Source organism: Streptomyces sp. S.PB5 (genome assembly GCF_030403745.1).
GTDB lineage: Bacteria > Actinomycetota > Actinomycetes > Streptomycetales > Streptomycetaceae > Streptomyces.
Map to the genome: position 1 here is coordinate 113,864 of NZ_JAQMWP010000021.1, position 17,696 is coordinate 131,559.

Sequence of the window (17,696 nt, forward strand, 5' to 3'; positions counted from 1 at the left end):
GCCCACGGGATGGCGCCGTACCGGACACGACGGGGGAGCCCGTCCGGTGCGGCGCTCGGGCGGACGGCGCCCCGAGCCCGACACCGGCCAGGTCCGCCGTACACCTGAACGGGGAAACACGTCGGGTAGGGTCGCGGCCGTGACCGAATCCGCCGAGACTCCTGAGGGCCGCAAGCGGCGCCGGCGCATGAACTACGGGGAGGGCCGCGAGGCCCTGCTCAACGCTGCGGTGCGGGTCGTGGCCCGGGGCGGACTGCGCAGGCTCACCTACCGGGCCGTCGCGGAGGAGGCGGGCACCACCCATGGTCTCGTCGTGCACCACTTCGGCTCGCGCGACGCCCTCATCGAGGAGGCCCTCGCGCACGCGATCCGTACCTCGCTGAACACCAGCGCGCTCGAACCGGGCACCGGCGAGAGCGCGGACTTCGCGGTGGGGGTCTCCGAGATGGTCACCGCCGACCCCGACATACAGGCCTTCCAGTACGAGCTGCTGCTGGAGGCCCGCCGCCGCCCGGAGCTGCTGACGCATCTGCGGGGCCTGTACGACGAGTACTTCGACGCCACGCATCGCGAGCTGTCCCGCATGCTGCCCGACGGCGCCGGCCGCCCGCTGACCCGGCTCGTCTTCGCCGCCCTGGACGGACTCGTCCTGCACCAGCTCGTCTTCGGCGGCCCCGAGACCACCGACGCCGCCATCGAGGAACTGCGCACCCTGCTCCGGCTGCTCGACGCCGACGGCCACACCGACGCGAAATCCGGCGACGAGCCGCGCGCATAAGCCCTCGGCCGAGCCCTCCGGTCCGGCACCTCCCGAGTTTGCGGGCGTCCCCGTCCAGGGCGTTGTCCGTGTGTATCCGGCCGTCCGCCATGCACCTTCTGTCCCGCAGGACACCCGCTGACGTCCTCTCCCCGGCATTTCGCCGCGGTTACAGCCGCGTAAGGAACCGCAAGGCGCCAGGGAATCCCTTCGTACCCCCTTGTCAAACGGATAGTTCCAGCCCACTATGGGGCAACTCGTTTGGCCTGAAACGAATCCCTCTTCCTCCCTGGCAGGTGATCCGAGTGGACAGTCAGACGGCGGTCGGAACCCAGACCGCGCCCGACGCCTCCACCGCAGGCAAGCTCAAGCCCAACTCGCTCGGCGTTCTGGGCATCCTCTTCTTCGTCCTGTCCGCCCAGGCGCCGCTGACCGGTGTCGCGGGCGCCGTCCCCATCGCCGTCGCTCTGGGCAACGGCCCGGGGGTGCCCGCCGCCTATGTGGCGGCAGGTGTGATCACCCTGCTCTTCTCGGTCGGGTTCGTGGCCATGGGGCGGCATGTCGTGGACGCCGGCGCCTTCTACATGTACATCCGCGCAGGGCTCGGCAGGCGCCTCGGTACCGGCAGCGCCGGAGTCGCGCTGTTCGCCTACTGTGCGATCCAGGCGGCCATGTACGGCCTCTACGGCGCGACCGTGAGCGGCCTGTTCGGGCACTACACCGGGGTGGACGTCCCTTGGTGGGCCTGTGCCCTGGTCACGATGCTGATCGTTCAGGTGCTGGGCGCCGCGGGCATCGAGATGGGCGCCAGGGTGCTGGCCGTCTTCGTGCTGGCGGAGTTCAGCATCCTGAGCGCCTTCGCGCTGGTCACCCTGTTCAAGGGCGGCGGTCCGGAGGGGCTCGGCCTCGCCCAGTCGTTCTCACCCGCGGAGGCTTTCCAGGGGGCCCCGGGGGTCGCGCTCATGTTCGCGGTGGCGTCGATGGTCGGCTTCGAGGCCACGGCGATCTACGGCGAGGAGGCACGCGAACCTCGCAAGACGGTCCCGCGGGCCACCTATCTGGCCGTCGCCTGCGTCGCCGGTTTCTATGCCTTCGCTTCCTGGATGCTGGTCTCCTCCCACGGCGCCTCCAAGGCGGGCGTGGCCGCGGGCGAGGCGCTGGAGAGCGGTGACTCGACGAGCTTCGTCTTCGCGCCGATCGCGGACCTGTTCGGTGCCTGGGTGAACGACGTCCTCCCGATCCTGCTGGTCACGTCCCTGTTCGCCGGCATCCTCGCCTTCCACAACTCCGCCAACCGCTACCTGTTCTCGCTCAGCCGTGAGGGGCTGCTGCCTCGCAAGCTGTCGGCGATCAACCGCCGTCACTCTCCCGGTGTGGCCGGCTGGGTCCAGACGGCTGTCGCGGTTCTGCTGGTGGTCCCCTTCGCGCTGGCGGGCCAGGATCCGGTACTGACCCTGTTCTCCTGGGGCAGCGGGGTCGCCGTCCTCGGTGTCATGCTGCTCTACTTGCTGACCTCGCTCTCCGTGGTCGCCTTCTTCCGCCGCGAACGCCTGGACACCCGGCCGTGGAACACGCTGGTCGCCCCGGCGCTGGGTGCGCTCGGTGTCGCCGGTGCGATCTGGCTGATCATCGAGAACTTCACCACGCTCATCGGAGGCGAGCAGAGCACCGCCGTCTGGCTGGGGCTCACCGTCCCGGCGGTCCTGATCCTGGGTGCCGCCGCGTCCCGGCCGAGCCGCGACAGGAGCGCGGAGGCCGGCGGCTGAGGTGTGCGTCGGCCGCTCAGCGGGGCGGGCCCGCCATCTGGTCGAGGAATCCGTCGACCGGGCGGCGGGCGTCGGCCGGGGCTCGGTCGAGTTGCCAGCCGGGGCCCGCGGGGGAGGGGTCGTCCGTACCGATCTCGAACCAGCCGGTCTCAGCGGCGCCTGAACCGAGCCCTGACGCGGTGGCCGGCGCCTGGGCTGCGAAGCGGCCGCCGAGCGCCCGGAACGCCCAGGTGGAGGCCCGGTCCTGCGGCACCGGGCGGCGGCCGGTCCAGGAGCATGTCGGCCCGGGCCCGTCGCGTGCTCGTGCCGGACGACGCGTGCGCCCGATGGCGCCCCTTGCCCAGGGGGCCGCGAACCCGCTGGATCGACTTCGTGATCCCTTGCGGTGGCTGTGCGCTCCTCCTATCGTTTGAACTCAAATAAGATGGAGGTTTCTCCTCATGCTGGATGTCACCCACGAGGAGTGGCTGCGCCGCGCCAAGTCCCTGGACCCGAACGGCGCCCACCACATCGACGGGGTGGACGAGGGCGGGGGAGGGGCAGCCTTCGCCGCTGTCTCACCCCGTGACGGCCAGGTGCTCACCCAGGTCGCCGACGGGGGCGCCGCCGAGGTGGACGCGGCCGTGGCGGCCGCCCGCCGGGCGTTCGACTCCGGCCCGTGGCCGCTGCTCGCGCCTGCCGAGCGGGGACGGGTGCTCCTGCGCATCGCTGAGCTGCTCCAGGAGCGGCGGGAGGAGATCGCGCTCACCGTCAGTCTGGAGATGGGCAAGCCCATCACCGACGCCTACCAGATCGAGCTGCGCGCGATCATCAACACCTTCCGCTGGTACGGAGAGCTCGCCGACAAGCTCACCGACGACTCCCCCCACACCGCCCCCGGCGCCCTCGCTCTCGTCACTCGCGAGCCGGCCGGGGTGGTCGGCGCGGTCGTTCCGTGGAACTTCCCCCTGACTCTGGCCGGTTGGAAGGTGGCCCCGGCGCTGGCCGCCGGCTGCACGGTCGTACTGAAGCCGTCCGAGAATTCGCCCCTGTCCGCGCTGCTGCTGGGCCGGATCGCCACCGAGGCCGGGCTGCCGCCGGGCGTGCTCAACGTCGTGAACGGCGACGGGCCCACTGCCGGACGGGCCCTCGGACTCCACCCCGACGTCGACGTCCTCGCCTTCACCGGCTCCACCGCCGTCGGCCGGCACTTCCTGCGCTACGCGGCCGACTCCAACCTCAAGCGCGTCTGGCTGGAACTGGGCGGCAAGTCGCCCAACATCGTCCTGCCCGACGCCCCCGACCTGGACCGGGCCGCCGCCACCGCGGCCTGGGGCATCTTCTTCAACCAGGGCGAGATGTGCACCGCCCCCTCACGGCTGCTCGTGCACTCCTCCATCGCCGAACGCGTCACCGAGGCCGTCGTCCGCCGGGCGCGCGAACTGCGGATCGGTGACCCCCTCGATCCGGCCACCGAGATGGGCGCCCTGGTCGGCGAGGATCACCTCGCGCGCGTCCAGGACCACATCGGCACCGGCCTCGCCGAGGGCGCCCGCCTGCTCACGGGCGGCGCCCGCACCCTCACCGACTCCGGCGGCAGCTTCCTGGAGCCGACCGTCTTCGACCACGTGGACCCCAGCATGCGGCTGGCCCGCGAGGAGATCTTCGGCCCCGTCCTGTCCGTCCTCACCTTCGACGACCTCGACGAGGCCGTGCGGCTGGCCAACGCGACCGAGTACGGACTCGCCGCCGGCCTGTGGACCTCCGACCTCTCCACCGCCCACCGGGTCTCCCGCGCGCTGAGAGCCGGCACGGTCTGGGTCAACTGCTACGAGGAGGGCGACCTGACCGTCCCCTTCGGCGGTATGAAGCAGTCCGGCAACGGCCGCGACAAGTCCGCGCATGCCCTGGAGAAGTACACCGAGCTCAAGACCACCTGGATCGAGTTGTGACCCGCCCGTTGATCGCCGTCCCCGCCCGCTTCTCCGCCACCACCTCGGCGCTCCGGTACGCCGCCGAGGTCAATGCCCGCGCCCTGGTCGAGGCGGTGTGGCGGGCCGGCGGCGAACCGGCGACCATCCACCCGGCCGACCCTGCCACCACCGACGTGGCCGCCCGGCTCGCCCGCTTCGACGGCGTCCTGCTGCCCGGCGGCGGCGACCTCGCCCCGCACCGCTACGGCGCCACCGACACCCACGACAGCGTCTACGACGTCGACGACCTCCAGGACGCCTTCGACATCGACGCCGCCCGCCGGACACTCGGCCTGGGCCTGCCCCTGCTGGCGATCTGCCGCGGCCTGCAAGTCGTCAACGTAGCCTTCGGCGGCACCCTCGAACAGGACATGGGCGGCCCCGAGTGCGAGCACCGGCACCTCGTGCACCCGGTGACCGTCCGGCGCGGCACCCTCCTGGAGCAGGCCACCGGCGCGGAGAAGACAGAGGCCTCCTGCTACCACCACCAGCGGGTCGACCGCCTCGGCGCGGGACTCACCGTCACCGCGCGCGCCGCCGACGGCACCGTGGAGGGCATCGAACTGCCCGGCACCCACGGATGGTTCACCGCCGTTCAGTGGCACCCGGAGGACACCGCCCACGAGGACCCCGCCCAGCAGGGCCTCTTCGACGCCCTCGTCCGAGCCGCCCGCGACAGACACTGACACCGCCATGGCCCTCTTCAGCCGCAGACAACAGGCACCCCGCCTCGCCCCGGAGCTCGACGACACGGCGCTCGGCCGGGCGCTCAGAGGCATCGCCTCCGCACGGGGCCCGGGACCGCAGGACCTGGCCATCGCCCAGCTGGAACAGCTGTTACGGGACACCGGGGACCACTGGGACCGCCGCTGCCACCGCGTCACCGTACTCGCCGAGGCCGTACCCGCCCTGGCCCGCGGCTGGCGGGCGCGGCACCCCCGCGACGCGGACGCGCTGCTTCTGCACGCCTGGTCCGAACTGCCCGTCGATCCGCGGGCGGCTACGGCGGCCTTCCGGCTCGCCGCCGACGCCCGCCCGGCCGACCCGGCGCCCTGGGTCGGGACGCTGGCGGCGCTGAGACTGCTGGCCCGCCCCAGCGCCGAACTCACCCCCGTGTGGCGGGAGATCCGCGCCCGCGACCCGTGGAACCGTGAGGCCCACCTGCAGGTCCTCGGCTACCTCTCGCCGGAGGAGCGAGGAAGCCAGGCGGCCCTGCGCGACTTCCTCGACGACGTCGTCGACGCCATGCCGTACGGGGTCCCCGCGGAGTGCCTGCCGCTGACCGCCGCCGTACGGCAGTACCACCGCGACCTGGACAGCGGCGGCACCCGGGCGCTCGGAGCCGGCCGCTACTGGACCCAGCCGCACGTGGCACCCCTGCTGGACCAGGCCCTGGACCACTGGCTTCGCCCCGGCCACCCGCGCCACGCCGCCAGCGTCGCCGACCTAGGGCTGCTCGCCTACGCCCTCTCGCGGGCGGCACGGACCGAGGAGGCGGCCGCGGTCTTCGCCGTGATCGGCGGACTCGTCACGCGCTGGCCGTGGGGGCACGACGGCGAGCCGGTGGAGCGGTACGCCTACTGGAGCCGCAGGTGACCGATGATTGCGGGCACATACCCTGTTTCGGACAGGGCCGGTTCAAGACGCCGACGGTTCCGGGGAGGCCCGGCACACCAGGGCGCCGACTCCGCCCGAGCCGGCGGAGGCCTTCAGGCCGGCCCTCGTCTCTGTGGACGGGCCTCTCAGTCCTTCGGTCGCCGCCCGCTGCGGCGCGGTGTCGGCTCGGCACCGTCGAGAAGGGCCAGCCGACGCTCCTCGCCGTGCTCCTCGATCTGGAGCACGACCTGCCGCAGCCCGTCCGCGAGGCTCCGGCACTCCTCGCCACCGAGCCGCGAGGTGACGAAAGCCTCCTCCTGGTTGAACTCCGGAAACAACCGCCCCATCAGCGCCTCGCCCTCTTCGGTGAGGCTGAGCAGCACCCGCCTGCCGTCGGAGGGGTGAACGGTCCGCTTGACCAGCCCTCGTCCCTCCAGAGTCCGCGAGACCCCGGTGAGGGTCCCCTTGGAGATGCCGGCCTCCTCCGCGACGTGCCGGGTCTCGGACTCGCCCCAGACCCACACCACCCAGAGCACGACGAACGCCGTCCAGGTCAGATCCGCACCGCGCAGCACGGAGTTCTCCAGGTGCTGCCGTACGGCCGAGGCAGCACGGTAGATGTTGGCGACCACCGCCATCTGCTCACGGTGGATCGGTATGGCTCCGAGTTTTGCTGCTGCCAACTTCTCTGCTTCGGCGATGGACCGATGGCTCGGCACAGTCACACTCCTTTGGTCGTTCGGAGTCAAATTGTACGAGCGGTGCCTGTGTGCGCAGGTGCCACTGCGGCACGCCGCGGTTTCCGGCATGTCCGGTGGCGACGTCCTGCTCGATGCCCCCCGAGTCGGTGCGGCAGGTGGCGATCAGGGTTGATCCTCAGCCGGTGCGAAGCCGGACAGGAGTGTGGCGATGCGTTCTTGAAGCGCGAGTTCTTCTTCGAGAGCTCGTGGACCTCGCCACCACGGGGCGGTGGCGGCGCCGATGGCGTACGGCTCGGGCCTGGGCCCTGGTACCGGCGGAACCCGTTCGTTTGCGCAGCATCCCTGAAGGGCTGCGGCATGTCCCAAACAGGCAATGCGCCTTGTCTCCCACAGGAAAGACCTGGAATCGGCTCTGGGAGTTCACTGTCGGCCACCTCGACGAAAAGGAGCCGAAACATGCCCGAGGAAGCCAGGTCGGAATTCTGGAAGGGCCTCAAGCCGATCGCCGACTCGATGAAGCCCGACGCACAGCCGGAGGTCTACCTGTCCCAGGTGGCCACCGACGACGACCGGTACTACGCACCGCTCAGCGAGACCGTGGGATCACGACCGCTGTGGATCAACGTCAAGGACAACTCCTGGGCCGACATCCTCTGCGCCAAAGAGGCCGGACTGGTCAACCGGCACTACCACCCGCACGAGGTGTTCGCGTACACGATCTCCGGTAAGTGGGGCTACCTGGAGCGCCCCTGGACCGCGCGGGCCGGTGACTTCGTCTACGAGGCCCCGGGCGAGGGCCACACGCTGGTCGCCTACGAGAGCGACGAGCCGATGAAGGCGTTCTTCATCGTCAAGGGCCCGTTGATCTGGCTGGACGAGGACGGCAACACCACCGGCTACTTCGATGTCCACGACTACATCGAGCTGTGCCGGAACCACTACGACAAGGTCGGCATCGGTGCCGACTATGTCAACTCACTCTTCCGGTGACCTCTGTCCCGCTGCTCTGAACGAGGTTCCGATGTCACGTATCCGTACCCGTGTCCGGCCCGACGTGGAAGCGCCCGCGGCCGTCGACGGCACAGCACACCGCTATGAGAACCGGCTGCTGCTGGTCCTCTTCCTGGCCTTCGGATTCGTCTTCTTCGACCGCCAGGCACTGCCTTTCCTCGCCCCGTACATCAACAAGGAAATCCACCTGTCCAACACCGAGCTGGGCACGCTGTCCGGAGTACTGGCACTCACGTGGGCGCTGTCCGGGATCGTCGCCGGCCGTCTGTCGGACAAACTCGGCAGACGCAAACCCATTCTGATCGCCGCGGTGGTCCTCTTCTCCTGCTTCTCCGCGGCGGGCGGGTTGATGACCGGCTTCCTCGGTCTGCTCGTCGCCCGGGCCCTGATGGGCGTGGCGGAAGGAGCCGTACTGCCGCTGGCCCAGTCGCTGATGGTGGAGGCGTCCCGGGAGAGCCGTCGCGGTCTGAACATGGGGCTGCTCCAGGGCTCGTCGGCGGGCCTGATGGGCGGGATCCTCGCCCCGTTGGCGGTGGTGTGGCTCGCCGAGCTCCATGGCTGGCGGACGGCTCTTCTCGTGACGATCGTGCCCGGTCTGCTCATGGCGGCTTGGATCGCGAAGTCGGTTAGGGAGGTGCCGCCCGGTGGCCGGGCCCAGGTCGCCGTCGCCGACGCCGAGGCCACCACCGAGACGACGGCCGGTCCCAAGCCGTCGGTGCGGGAGGTGCTGGGACACCGCAACATCGTCCTGTGCATGGCGGCAGCGTGCTGCTACCTCACCTGGTTCGTCGTCATCATCACCTTCACCCCTACGTACTTGCTGAACGTCAAGGACTTCTCTCCGAGCACCATGAGCGGCGTCATGACCTGCCTGGGCGTGGGGTGGGTGCTGTGGGGGTTCCTGACCCCGGCCGTTTCCGACCGCATCGGCCGCAAGCCGACCATGATCGCCTTCTCCGCGACAGCGGCCCTGTGTCCGCTTGCGATCGTCTACGTCAGCGATCCCGTGCTGCTGGGCCTGGTCATCGTGCTCACCTACACCGGGCTCGGCTGCTTCACCCTGTTCATGGCCACCATCCCCGCCGAGACGGTGCCCCGTGGCGCGCTGGCCACCGCGCTCGGGCTGGTCATGGGAGTCGGCGAGCTGGCCGGTGGCTTCCTCGCCCCGGTGATCGCCGGGCGTGCGTCGGACGTCTGGGGCCTGCAGACAGCCATGTTCATTTCCACCGGCGGCGCCGTCGTTGTCGTCCTGTTGTCCCTTGGTCTGCGGGAGACCGCGCCGCGGGTGCTGCGCCGGCGGGCCGGGCGGGCCGCGGTCGCGGCCGCGCTGGGCTCGGGCGCCGTGGTGGCGGGAGCGGCCGAATGAGGGCCGACCGGCACCGGATGAAGGCCGCCGTCTGGTACGGAGCCAGGGATGTCCGCATAGCCGAGGTGGACGTTCCCACACCCGGGCGCGGTGAGGTGCTCATCGAGGTTGCCTACTGCGGCATCTGCGGCAGCGACCTGCACGAGTACGCCGACGGGCCGCACGCCATTCCCGTCGTCGAGCCGCATCCGGCCTCCGGCGCCACAGCTCCGCTCATCCTTGGTCACGAGTTCTGCGGGACGGTGGCGGCCCTCGGTCCGTCGGTGGTCGGCCTGACCATCGGTGACCGAGTCGCGGTCGAGCCGAACTACCGATGCGGGACGTGCCCACGGTGCCGGGCAGGTGAGTACAACATCTGCCGGCATTTCGGGTTCGCGGGGTTGATGGGGCACGGGGGTATGGCCGAGTACGCCGCCATTCCCGCCTATATGGCGCACCGCCTCCCCGAGGCCGTGTCGCTGGAGCAGGCCGCGCTCTTCGAACCGGCCTCGGTGGCTCTACACGCCCTACGGCGCGCCGGAACCACACCGGAGACCGTGACGGTGGTCGGCCTGGGCCCGGTCGGCCTGCTCACCGTTCGGCTCGCCGCGGAACGAAAGGTGCGGCGCATCGTCGCCGTCGACGTTTCCCCCGATCGCCTGCATCGCGCGGCCCGGCTCGGCGCCACCGACCTGGTCGACGCGGGCCTGGAAGAGGGCGCCGGGGCGCGGATCCGTGAGCTGACCGGCGGTGAGGGCGTCGATGTCGCGTTTGAGGCGGTCGGATCCGAGAGCGCCCTGCGCACCTGCCTGGCGGCGACCCGGCGCGGCGGCCGGGTGGTCCTCGTCGGTTTGGCCCGTGAGGTGTCCCTGGACGCCTTCGCCCTGGTCAACAACGAGCAGTCGATCGTCGCCAGCGTCGGCTACCGCGACACCTATCCGGAACTGATCCGGCTCGTCGCGGAGCGAGGGCTGGACTTGACACCGGTCGTCACCTCGACCATCGCCCTCGACGCCCTGATCCCTCACGGCTTCGACGCGCTGCTGGGCGGCCCGGGGGATCAGGTCAAGATTTTGGTCGACCCGGCCGCACATCGTGACCGCTTCGACCACCTCGCCCCCTACGCGGCGTCAGCCGGGATGGCGAAGCACGCGTCCTCAGGGCGCGGGAGGGGGTGCTGAGGCCACTCACCGCGATCACGCAGGCGGATGGCGGCCGGCGCGCACACGACTGACGGATCCGCCTGGACGCGTCGGCGTGAGGCTTGGTCGCCATCCCTCCCGCTCCTGGCCTGCTTGCTTGCTCTCAACACGACCGGTGACGCGGCAGCCCACTGCGGGTACCCTTCGCCGAAGGACAGCACCAGGCACCTCCGACGGCCCCTCACGTCAGAGCACGACGTCCAGCTCAGTGGCAGCACCGATTTCCTGCCGTCACGGACAGAGTGGTCCCGCACTACAGCCATCACGGACACGGGCTGGAAAGGAGATTCAGGTGAACCTGCCTCTTGTCTCCCGCGTGTCTACGCAATCGGTCGATCCGGCGGACCGCATCGACTTCTGGGAGGAACACAACCGACAGGCTCTGGTGGGCCTGACCTGCTCGTCGTACTCGCAAGAGGGCTTGGTGGCCACGGAGACGAACGTGGAACTCGGCGATCTGCGTCTGGCCGAGATCGCCGGCAATGAGCACGTCATCGAACGGACTCCACGGACTTGTCGGGCTCTGCCGAAGGACTCGGTGTTTGTCACGCTGCTCACCGCGGGTTGTGGGGTGTTCTTCCACGAGGGCGGCTGTGTCACCTTGCAGACGGGCGACCTGATCCTTTACGACACGCGCCGCCCCTATCTGTTCGGGTTCCCCTCACCCATGCGGCAGTTGCTGGTGGACATCCCCCGTGAGGTGTTCGCCGCGCAGTGTGCCCCCGCCGAGGTGCCCGCACCGATACTGCTCGGCAAGGGGTCGGCCGCCGAAGGTGCCCAGGCATCCGCACTGGAGGCGGTACTGGCCGACTGGGTCACAGGGCAGGGCGGCGAGGACTCGGCCAGTGCCCAGGCCGCCGTGCTGGACCTCGTCCGTACGCTGGCCGCACCGAGGCTGGGTATTTCCGCTCCGCCCGCCATGCTCTCCCAACTGACCGTGGCCAAGGACTACATAGCCCGGCACCTCACCGACCCCGGGCTGAGCGCGGGGCGGGTCGCGGAGGCGATCGGAGTGTCCGCGCGGCACCTCAGCCGTATCTTCCAGCCGACCGGGGTGAGCCCCTCCAGGTACATTCTCGAACAGCGGCTAGGCGAAGCCCGGCAGGTGCTCACCGATCCCGGCTCCCGCCATCTGACAATTGCCGAAGTCGCCCACACTTGGGGCTTCGCCAGCCAGGCCCATTTCACGCGGGTCTTCCGGAGCCGTTTCGGCCACACTCCCGGAGAGACGCGCCCGCACCTAAGCTGAACCGGTGGCTGTGGGACGGCGTGCGTGCACGCCGTCTGCAACTGTTACACCGTCGACCCGCTCCGTGAACGCGCTCGTCATCTCCGCCAGCGCGTCGTCACCGTACGGGAGTCAGGCATGAACCTCAGCTGGGTCAGAACGAGGTCCCCCTGGTTGGACCGGGACGAACTCGTCCGGCACCGAAGCTGACAGCGCCCTGCGGCGCCAACCAGGAGTGCGTCGCGACTGTGGCGACCGGCTGACGGCCGATGGGCCGCCTGTCGCGGCCGTCCAATGTTGGTCGTCTGTCCAAGACGCTGCGCTACAGTACGGATGAATACGTGTCTCGATCTCACAGGGGAAAGCGGACTGCATGCCTCGCATGGCGGCGAAGGACCGACGGGAAGAGCTGATCGCAGCGGCGTTCCGAGTTATGGTCCGCGATGGAGTGACGAGAGCGACAACGCGCGCAATCGTCACTGAAGCGGAGATGCCGTTGGGTGTTTTCCATTACTGCTTCAGTTCTCGGGAAGAGCTCCTCTAGGAGGTCCTCACCCGCTTTGCCGCCAGGAGCGCCGAAGCGGCACGGAATGCCCTCCAGGAGGGCGGCGGCGACCTCGGTGTGAGGATTTCCAAGAGTCTTGGCGCTTTCTGGGACGGTGTCGAACTCAGCCCAGGAGAGCACCAGGTCACCTATGAGCTCACGCATTACGCCTTGCGGCAGGCCGGCTTCGAGGAGCTGGCTCGCCGGCAGTACCAGAGTTACCTGGAAGTCCATCAGGCACTCCTCATGGAGACAGCCGAGGCCGAGGGGATCCGTTGGACTGTTCCTGTTCCGGTCCTCGCCCGCTATCTCAACGCGGTATTGGACGGCCTCATCCTCTGCTGGCTGGCCGACCGCAACAGCGAGGACAGCCGCGGGGTGCTGCGGCTGACCGGTGAGCATCTCGTGACTCTCGCCGAGAAGAAAAAATAGCTGCGTGCCTGGCGGTCTCGGAGGCGGCACATTGCGGTGCGCGTTGCCGCCTCGGTCCGGCTCCCTCGGGTTTCGATGGCCGGACGATACGCGCTACTTGTCGCGATGACGTCGGCGGGTGCTGTACATGAGGTCCACCAGGCGCAGGATGAGGCGGTAGGCCGAGGGATCGTACGGGATCATGTGCGGATCCCGGCGCAGCGGGAACCTGTTGGTGCTGACGGCCTGGAGCTTGGTGTACTTGCGGAGGCCTTCGGCGCCGTGACGGACGCCGAGGCCAGAGTTCTTCCAGCCGCCCATGGGTAGGCCGAGGGCCATGTAATTGGTCTGTGCATCGTTGATGGTGACGCAGCCGGCCTCGAGTTGCTCCGCCAGCCGGCGAGCGCGTCTGATTGGCCCTGACGTTGTTCAGCGGCCCCGGCATGTTGGCTTCGAGCGGCCCCAGTTGGTGGGGATTTCGCGGCTTGCGGACGTCCTGAAGTGGCCCCGGGGATTGGCTTGCGTTGGGACCACCTGAGGCGTCTTCTCACTGGGCGGCCAGCGGATTCCCTCGGCGTTTGTGATCTCGGGGTGGCAGGATCGACTGATGGCTGTTGATCCGTTGCTGAAGCAGGCTCAGGGCGTGTGGGAGACGTTGGCTGCTGTGCCGGTGTCGTTTCCCCTGGTGGGGGGCTTGAACGTGGTCACGTCGCCCGCCTCGCAGATGGCTCCGCCGTCGTGGGCTGGGATTGTGGTGCTGGGCGAGTCGGCGATCGTCACGGCGCCGACTGACAGGGCTGCGCAGGTTCTGCGTCGGATCCTGGCCGGGATGCCGACCAGCTCATTGACGTCTTCAGAAGCGGTTCGGGCCGTATTGCCTGTGAATGAGGTGCTGGGGCCGGCAGTCTTGGGATACGTGTCCCGTGACGGCTTCCGCCCGGTGCCGGCGAGCCGTTCCGTTGAACGGCTTGCCCCCCCCGGGCATCAGGACTTGATGGCGTTGGTGAAGTCGGTGTCGCCCGAGGACGCCGGTGAGAGCGGGATGGACGAGATCACCTCCGCTGCGTTCGTCGTGCGCAAGGGCGCGGACGTGGTGGCCGCGGCGGGGTTTCAAGCCTGGCCCGCGGCAGCCGCCCATCTGTGCGTGCTCACCGCGCCGGGGGAAAGAGGCCGCGGGCTGGCGCGGCAGGTCGCTTCTGCGGCGGTGGCGCAGGCACTCGCCGACGGTCTGCTCCCGCAGTGGCGTGCCCGTCCGATGGCCTCCCGTAATGTCGCACGGGCGCTGGGGTTTCGCGAGCTGGGAAGCCAGCTCAGCATCCGTTTGGACCAGGAGGAGCTTCGCCTGGAAGGCTGATCCGAGCGTGTCACCCTGCAGCTTTGTTCTTCTGGGCTTTGGAGCGAGCCAGGCGATATGACTCGGTGCCGGTCTCGATGATGGAGGCGTTGAAGGTGAGCCGGTCCACGATCGCCGCGCAGAGCCGCGGATCGGTGAAAGTCCGGCTCCAGCCGGTGAAAGCCTCGTTGGAGGCGATCGCGATACTGCTCTTTTCCTCACGCTCAGTGAGAACCTGGAAGAGCATCTCCGCGCCGCGGCGGTCCAGTTCGAGGTAGCCGAGCTCGTCGATTTCGAGAAGGTCGACACGTCCGTAACGGGCGATGGTCTTGCCCAGCTGCTTGTCGTCTGCCGCCTCGACCAGCTCGTTCACCAAGGCTGCTGCGGTGGTGTAGCGGACGCGGTAGCCGGCCATGGCCGCTGTGGTGCCCAGCGCGATCAGCAGGTGCGACTTGCCGGTGCCGGAGTCCCCGATCAGACACAGGGGGTAGCCCTTGGCGATCCACTCACAGGTGGCGAGGTTGTTGACCACAGCCGGATCGACGTTGGGATTGACGCTGTAGTCGAACTCCCGCAGCGACTTCTCGCGCGGAAAATGCGCCGCGCGGATACGCCGTTCGGCCCGGCGCCTGTCCCGGTCCTCGCACTCGGCCATCAACAGCTCGGCGAGGAACCCGGCATAGGACAGGCCCTCGCGTTCGGCCCGTGCGATCGTGTCCGCGGCGTGGGCTCGCATGGTGGGCAGCCGCAGCATGCGGCAGGCCGTGTCGATCGCCGCGTCGGATGCCTGTGCGGTCAGTGCGTGATGGGCAGTGGTCATGATGAGTCCTTCCGGCGAAGCTGCAACAGTTCGTCCCACTGCTCCAGGCGGGGCAGGGGACGCTGATCGGCGGGCAAAGCCCGGGCGAGACGGCGCGAGGTCAGGGGCGTGACCGCCGGGTCGAGGTCCATCGGCTGCGAAGCAGGGACGTCGGCGGTGACGGTCAGCGCCGGCCCGGACTCCTGGGCCGCCTTGCGCGCTGCCAGTGCGATGACGTCCTCATTGAAGGTGCCCGCCGCGAGAGCCGCGCGTATCCCAGCCACCACATCGGCGTGCTGCTGGTGGCGATGCAGCAACAGCACCTTGACCAGGGCCTTCGTTCCCTCGATGTCGCCGAGGGCCTTCTTGGCCGCGGCCCAGAAGGCTTCGTGGACGGCCGTGAAGGTGCCATCGGCGCGGGCCTGGTGGAGGGCCTCGGAGCGTTCCAGCGCCCCTGGCTTGGTCAGCAAGGCTTCCAAGTAGTGGTCCAGCACGAGGTGTTCGGCACCACGGCCGGTCAGCCGCCGGTGGCAGGCGATCTCCCGGCGGCCGTCGTAGACGGTCAGGTCGTCGCAGGTGAGCGTGACGGTGACCTTGCGGTCGATGAAGCGGACCGGGACCGAGTACCGGCACATCTTCACGGTGATCATGCCGTAGCGGTCGACACGCGGCGTGAGGGTGATCCCGGTGGCGAACGGATCGTCCGGCAAGGGCAGCAGATGGCCGGCCTCGCGGGCGAAGTCCTGCGCGATGGTCCGCATCCTCGCTCCGATCCGCCGCTCGTCCTCCTTCGCCTCGAACTCGGCTAACCGGCCGTTGAGTTCGTCCAGGCTGTCCACCTGCGGCACCGGGGTGAGGTAGTTGCGGCGGAAGTAGCCGACCTGGCCCTCGACCCCACCCTTCTCGTGGGCGCCGCGCAATCCCGGCTCGCAGTAGAACGGGGTGAATCCGTAGTACTCATGGAAGCTGGTCCAGCGCGGGTTCTCCTCCCGCGAACGGCTGCGGAAGACCACCTTCTTCACTGCCGGGGTGAGGTTGTCATAGCGGACCTGACCGGCTGGCACCCCGCCCAGCGTGGTCAGCGCGTGCACATGTCCTTCGAAGAATGCCTGCTGACCGCACGACCGCGAGATGCGGTGCACGGCCTTGCCGGAATAGGCCAGCCGGAAGGCGAACAGATAGCAGCGCGTGCGCTGGCCGGCCAGGTCCACGTAGACGTCCCCGAAGTCGACCTCGGCGTCCGCGCCGAGTGCGTTGTGCCGGGTCACGAACGCCTCAACGGGCGCCCCCGCCTGCGCGGCGATCTCCTTACGGCGGGCCGCGACGAAGTCCCGGACCGTCGGATACGGGATCGCCTCGCCGAACTCCTCCTCGATCCGCGCGACGATCCGCCGCACGGTGTGCCGCTGCTTGCGCGGAGCCTCCAGATCAGCCCGCAGCCAGGCGTCGACCGTCTTCTTGTACGGCTCCATCCGCGGTGACGTCCTCACCGGCCGACGGCGTGGCGTGGGCACCGGCGAGGAGAGTGCCTCCCGTACGAGGCGGCGGTGAACGCCGTACTTCTTCGACAGAGCCCGGATCGACAGCTGCTGCTGCCAGCTGTCCCGCCGGATCCGGTCGAACAGCTCTTGCTTGGACAAAGACATCCACAGCACCGCCCCTGCCGGAAACCACAGGAACCGTCTCACCGCAAGAGCCAAGGCGGGGCCACTTCGCCCCGTCACCACCCCTCAATGCACCCGTGCGACCCACCAACTGGGGCCGCTCGAAGCCAACATGCCGGGGCCGCTGAACAACGTCACAGCCAGTCTGATGTTGGATCCGATGACGGAGGCCTGCAGCCCGTAGGAGCTGTCGTTGACCAGACGGACGGCCTCCTCTGCGTCGGCGACCTTCATCACGGGCAGCGTGGGGCCGAAGGTTTCCTCGCGCATGCACTTCATGCTGTGGTCGACGTCGACGAGCAGCGTGGGAGCGAAGAAGCGGCCGGGTCCGGGCGCTGCGTGGCCTCCCACGAGTACGCGTGCACCCTTGCTCACGGCGTCGTTGACATGGTCCTCGACTGTGGCCACCTGGGGAGGGAAGGTCATGGCTGCCACGTCGACGCTGCCCAGCCCGGTCGGCTTGCCCGAGGTGACCTGCTGGAAGCGTTCGCGCAGCAGGTCGAGGTACGCGTCGTAGACGGGCTCCTCCACGTACACGCGCTCCACCGAGGTGCACATCTGGCCCCCGTTGGACAGGGCGCCCTGGATCGTGACGTTCACGGCGCGTTCCAGGGAGGCGTCGGCGAGGACGATGAGGGCGTCCTTGCCGCCGAGTTCCAGTGAGCACGGGATGAGCCGCTCGCCTGCCCTCGCTGCGACCAGTCGGCCGGTCTTCGTCGATCCGGTGAACATGACGAAGTCCGCGGTCTCCGCCAGCGCCTGGCCGGTGGCTCCCGCGCCGGTGACGACTTGGAAGACGTCCTTGGGCCAGCCGCACTCGCGGGCCATCTGCTCCATGAGCAGCGCGGTCAGCGGCGTGTGCTCGGACGGCTTGAGAACGACCGCGTTGCCGGCGGCCAGCGCGGGGATGGCGTCACCGAACGAATTGAGCAGCGGGTTGTTCCAGGGACCGATCACGCCGACCACCCCGAGCGGCACCCGGCGCGTGTACATGCTGCGCCCGAGCAGAGCAGGGCCAACGCGCTGATCCGGTCGGGGTGCGCGAGGGCGAGCTGCGTGCCGATGGCTCCGCCCAAGGAGACACCTGCGTAAGCGAAACTCTCCCGGCCCTGCTCGTGCACCAGCGCGAGCACAAGATCGGCGAGATCCGCCACAGTCGTACGTCCGGGAAGCGGATCTTCGAGAACCTGCGTCGGTGACGCGCCATGACCCGGCAGGTCGTAGCGGAGGATGCGGAATTCCTCGGTCAGGAAGCCAACATACGGGTCCCACAGGGCCAAGGAGGTCCCCAAGGACGGACCGAGAACCAGCAAGGGCGCATCCTCGGGACCGGAGATGTCGTAGTAGAGCCGAGGGCGGTCAGTGGACAAGCGAACTCCTGATGCCG

19 protein-coding genes are annotated in these 17,696 nt (G+C 69.3%); 12 read left to right on the plus strand and 7 right to left on the minus strand.

The features are described from left to right. Window positions 1-139: 139 nt before the first annotated feature. Entirely contained in the window at window positions 140-778 is a 639-nt protein-coding gene (locus PH203_RS40470; protein WP_289926963.1) for a TetR family transcriptional regulator, read from the plus strand. A gap of 284 nt (window positions 779-1,062) precedes the next feature. Further along, entirely contained in the window at window positions 1,063-2,523 is a 1,461-nt protein-coding gene (locus PH203_RS40475) for an APC family permease (RefSeq protein WP_289926964.1), read from the plus strand. A 16-nt stretch (window positions 2,524-2,539) separates the two neighbouring features. Here the strand turns inward: PH203_RS40475 and PH203_RS40480 are convergent, their stop codons facing one another. Further along, window positions 2,540-2,776: a hypothetical protein gene (locus PH203_RS40480; protein WP_289926966.1), complete on the minus strand. Its 237-nt coding sequence runs from the start codon at window positions 2,774-2,776 to the stop codon at window positions 2,540-2,542. 187 nt (window positions 2,777-2,963) lie between these two features. Here PH203_RS40480 and PH203_RS40485 point away from each other — a divergent pair, with 187 nt between their 5' ends. From PH203_RS40485 to PH203_RS40495, 3 genes are read left to right on the plus strand one after another with little or no spacing between them, the layout of a single operon-like run. Beyond that, the gene (locus PH203_RS40485) at window positions 2,964-4,454 is read left to right on the plus strand and encodes an aldehyde dehydrogenase (RefSeq protein WP_289926967.1); all 1,491 of its coding nucleotides are present in this window, start codon (window positions 2,964-2,966) and stop codon (window positions 4,452-4,454) included. Beyond that, window positions 4,451-5,161, plus strand: a complete 711-nt coding sequence (locus PH203_RS40490) for a gamma-glutamyl-gamma-aminobutyrate hydrolase family protein (protein ID WP_289926968.1) — start codon at window positions 4,451-4,453, stop codon at window positions 5,159-5,161. Before PH203_RS40485 ends, PH203_RS40490 begins: the two co-directional genes overlap by 4 nt. 7 nt (window positions 5,162-5,168) lie before the next feature. After that, window positions 5,169-6,071 carry a hypothetical protein gene (locus PH203_RS40495; protein ID WP_289926970.1) on the plus strand — a complete coding sequence of 301 codons (903 nt, stop codon included), beginning with the start codon at window positions 5,169-5,171 and terminating at the stop codon, window positions 6,069-6,071. Between the two features lie 146 nt (window positions 6,072-6,217). On the opposite strand, the gene PH203_RS40500 is transcribed toward PH203_RS40495, so the two are convergent. Beyond that, window positions 6,218-6,790, minus strand: a complete 573-nt coding sequence (locus tag PH203_RS40500; RefSeq protein WP_289926971.1) for a MarR family winged helix-turn-helix transcriptional regulator — start codon at window positions 6,788-6,790, stop codon at window positions 6,218-6,220. 438 nt (window positions 6,791-7,228) lie between these two features. Here PH203_RS40500 and PH203_RS40505 point away from each other — a divergent pair, with 438 nt between their 5' ends. From PH203_RS40505 to PH203_RS40530, 6 genes are all read left to right on the plus strand, one after another. Next, window positions 7,229-7,762: a 2,4'-dihydroxyacetophenone dioxygenase family protein gene (locus PH203_RS40505; RefSeq protein WP_289926972.1), complete on the plus strand. Its 534-nt coding sequence runs from the start codon at window positions 7,229-7,231 to the stop codon at window positions 7,760-7,762. A 31-nt stretch (window positions 7,763-7,793) separates the two neighbouring features. Further along, window positions 7,794-9,149 (plus strand): MFS transporter, encoded by a 1,356-nt coding sequence (locus PH203_RS40510; protein WP_289926973.1) that lies wholly within the window; start codon window positions 7,794-7,796, stop codon window positions 9,147-9,149. Continuing rightward, the gene (locus tag PH203_RS40515; protein WP_289926975.1) at window positions 9,146-10,309 is read left to right on the plus strand and encodes a 2,3-butanediol dehydrogenase; all 1,164 of its coding nucleotides are present in this window, start codon (window positions 9,146-9,148) and stop codon (window positions 10,307-10,309) included. The genes PH203_RS40510 and PH203_RS40515 overlap by 4 nt, the downstream gene beginning before the upstream one ends. 337 nt (window positions 10,310-10,646) lie before the next feature. After that, window positions 10,647-11,579, plus strand: a complete 933-nt coding sequence (locus PH203_RS40520) for a helix-turn-helix domain-containing protein (RefSeq protein WP_289926977.1) — start codon at window positions 10,647-10,649, stop codon at window positions 11,577-11,579. A gap of 361 nt (window positions 11,580-11,940) precedes the next feature. Next, complete coding sequence (locus tag PH203_RS40525; protein WP_289926978.1) at window positions 11,941-12,102, plus strand: TetR family transcriptional regulator; 162 nt, start codon at window positions 11,941-11,943, stop codon at window positions 12,100-12,102. A 78-nt stretch (window positions 12,103-12,180) separates the two neighbouring features. Then, on the plus strand, window positions 12,181-12,534 hold the full coding sequence (locus tag PH203_RS40530; protein ID WP_289926980.1) for a TetR family transcriptional regulator C-terminal domain-containing protein: 354 nt from the start codon (window positions 12,181-12,183) through the stop codon (window positions 12,532-12,534). A gap of 93 nt (window positions 12,535-12,627) precedes the next feature. Here PH203_RS40530 and PH203_RS40535 read toward each other — a convergent pair whose 3' ends face one another. Continuing rightward, window positions 12,628-12,927, minus strand: a complete 300-nt coding sequence (locus PH203_RS40535; RefSeq protein ID WP_289927020.1) for an aldehyde dehydrogenase family protein — start codon at window positions 12,925-12,927, stop codon at window positions 12,628-12,630. 193 nt (window positions 12,928-13,120) lie between these two features. On the opposite strand from PH203_RS40535, the gene PH203_RS40540 reads away from it, so the two are divergent. Next, window positions 13,121-13,867, plus strand: a complete 747-nt coding sequence (locus PH203_RS40540; protein ID WP_289926982.1) for a GNAT family N-acetyltransferase — start codon at window positions 13,121-13,123, stop codon at window positions 13,865-13,867. A 10-nt stretch (window positions 13,868-13,877) separates the two neighbouring features. Here PH203_RS40540 and istB read toward each other — a convergent pair whose 3' ends face one another. The 4 genes from istB to PH203_RS40560 all read right to left on the minus strand — a co-directional run bounded on the left by istB (window position 13,878) and on the right by PH203_RS40560 (window position 17,679). Further along, window positions 13,878-14,666, minus strand: a complete 789-nt coding sequence (istB, locus tag PH203_RS40545; RefSeq protein ID WP_289926984.1) for an IS21-like element helper ATPase IstB — start codon at window positions 14,664-14,666, stop codon at window positions 13,878-13,880. Next, a complete protein-coding gene (istA, locus tag PH203_RS40550; protein ID WP_289926985.1) occupies window positions 14,663-16,291 on the minus strand; it encodes an IS21 family transposase in 1,629 nt (542 codons plus the stop codon). The genes istB and istA overlap by 4 nt, the downstream gene beginning before the upstream one ends. An 84-nt stretch (window positions 16,292-16,375) precedes the next feature. Further along, window positions 16,376-17,302, minus strand: a complete 927-nt coding sequence (locus PH203_RS40555) for an aldehyde dehydrogenase family protein (RefSeq protein WP_289926988.1) — start codon at window positions 17,300-17,302, stop codon at window positions 16,376-16,378. Next, on the minus strand, window positions 17,263-17,679 hold the full coding sequence (locus PH203_RS40560; RefSeq protein ID WP_289926990.1) for an alpha/beta fold hydrolase: 417 nt from the start codon (window positions 17,677-17,679) through the stop codon (window positions 17,263-17,265). Before PH203_RS40560 ends, PH203_RS40555 begins: the two co-directional genes overlap by 40 nt. Between the last annotated feature and the right edge of the window lie 17 nt (window positions 17,680-17,696).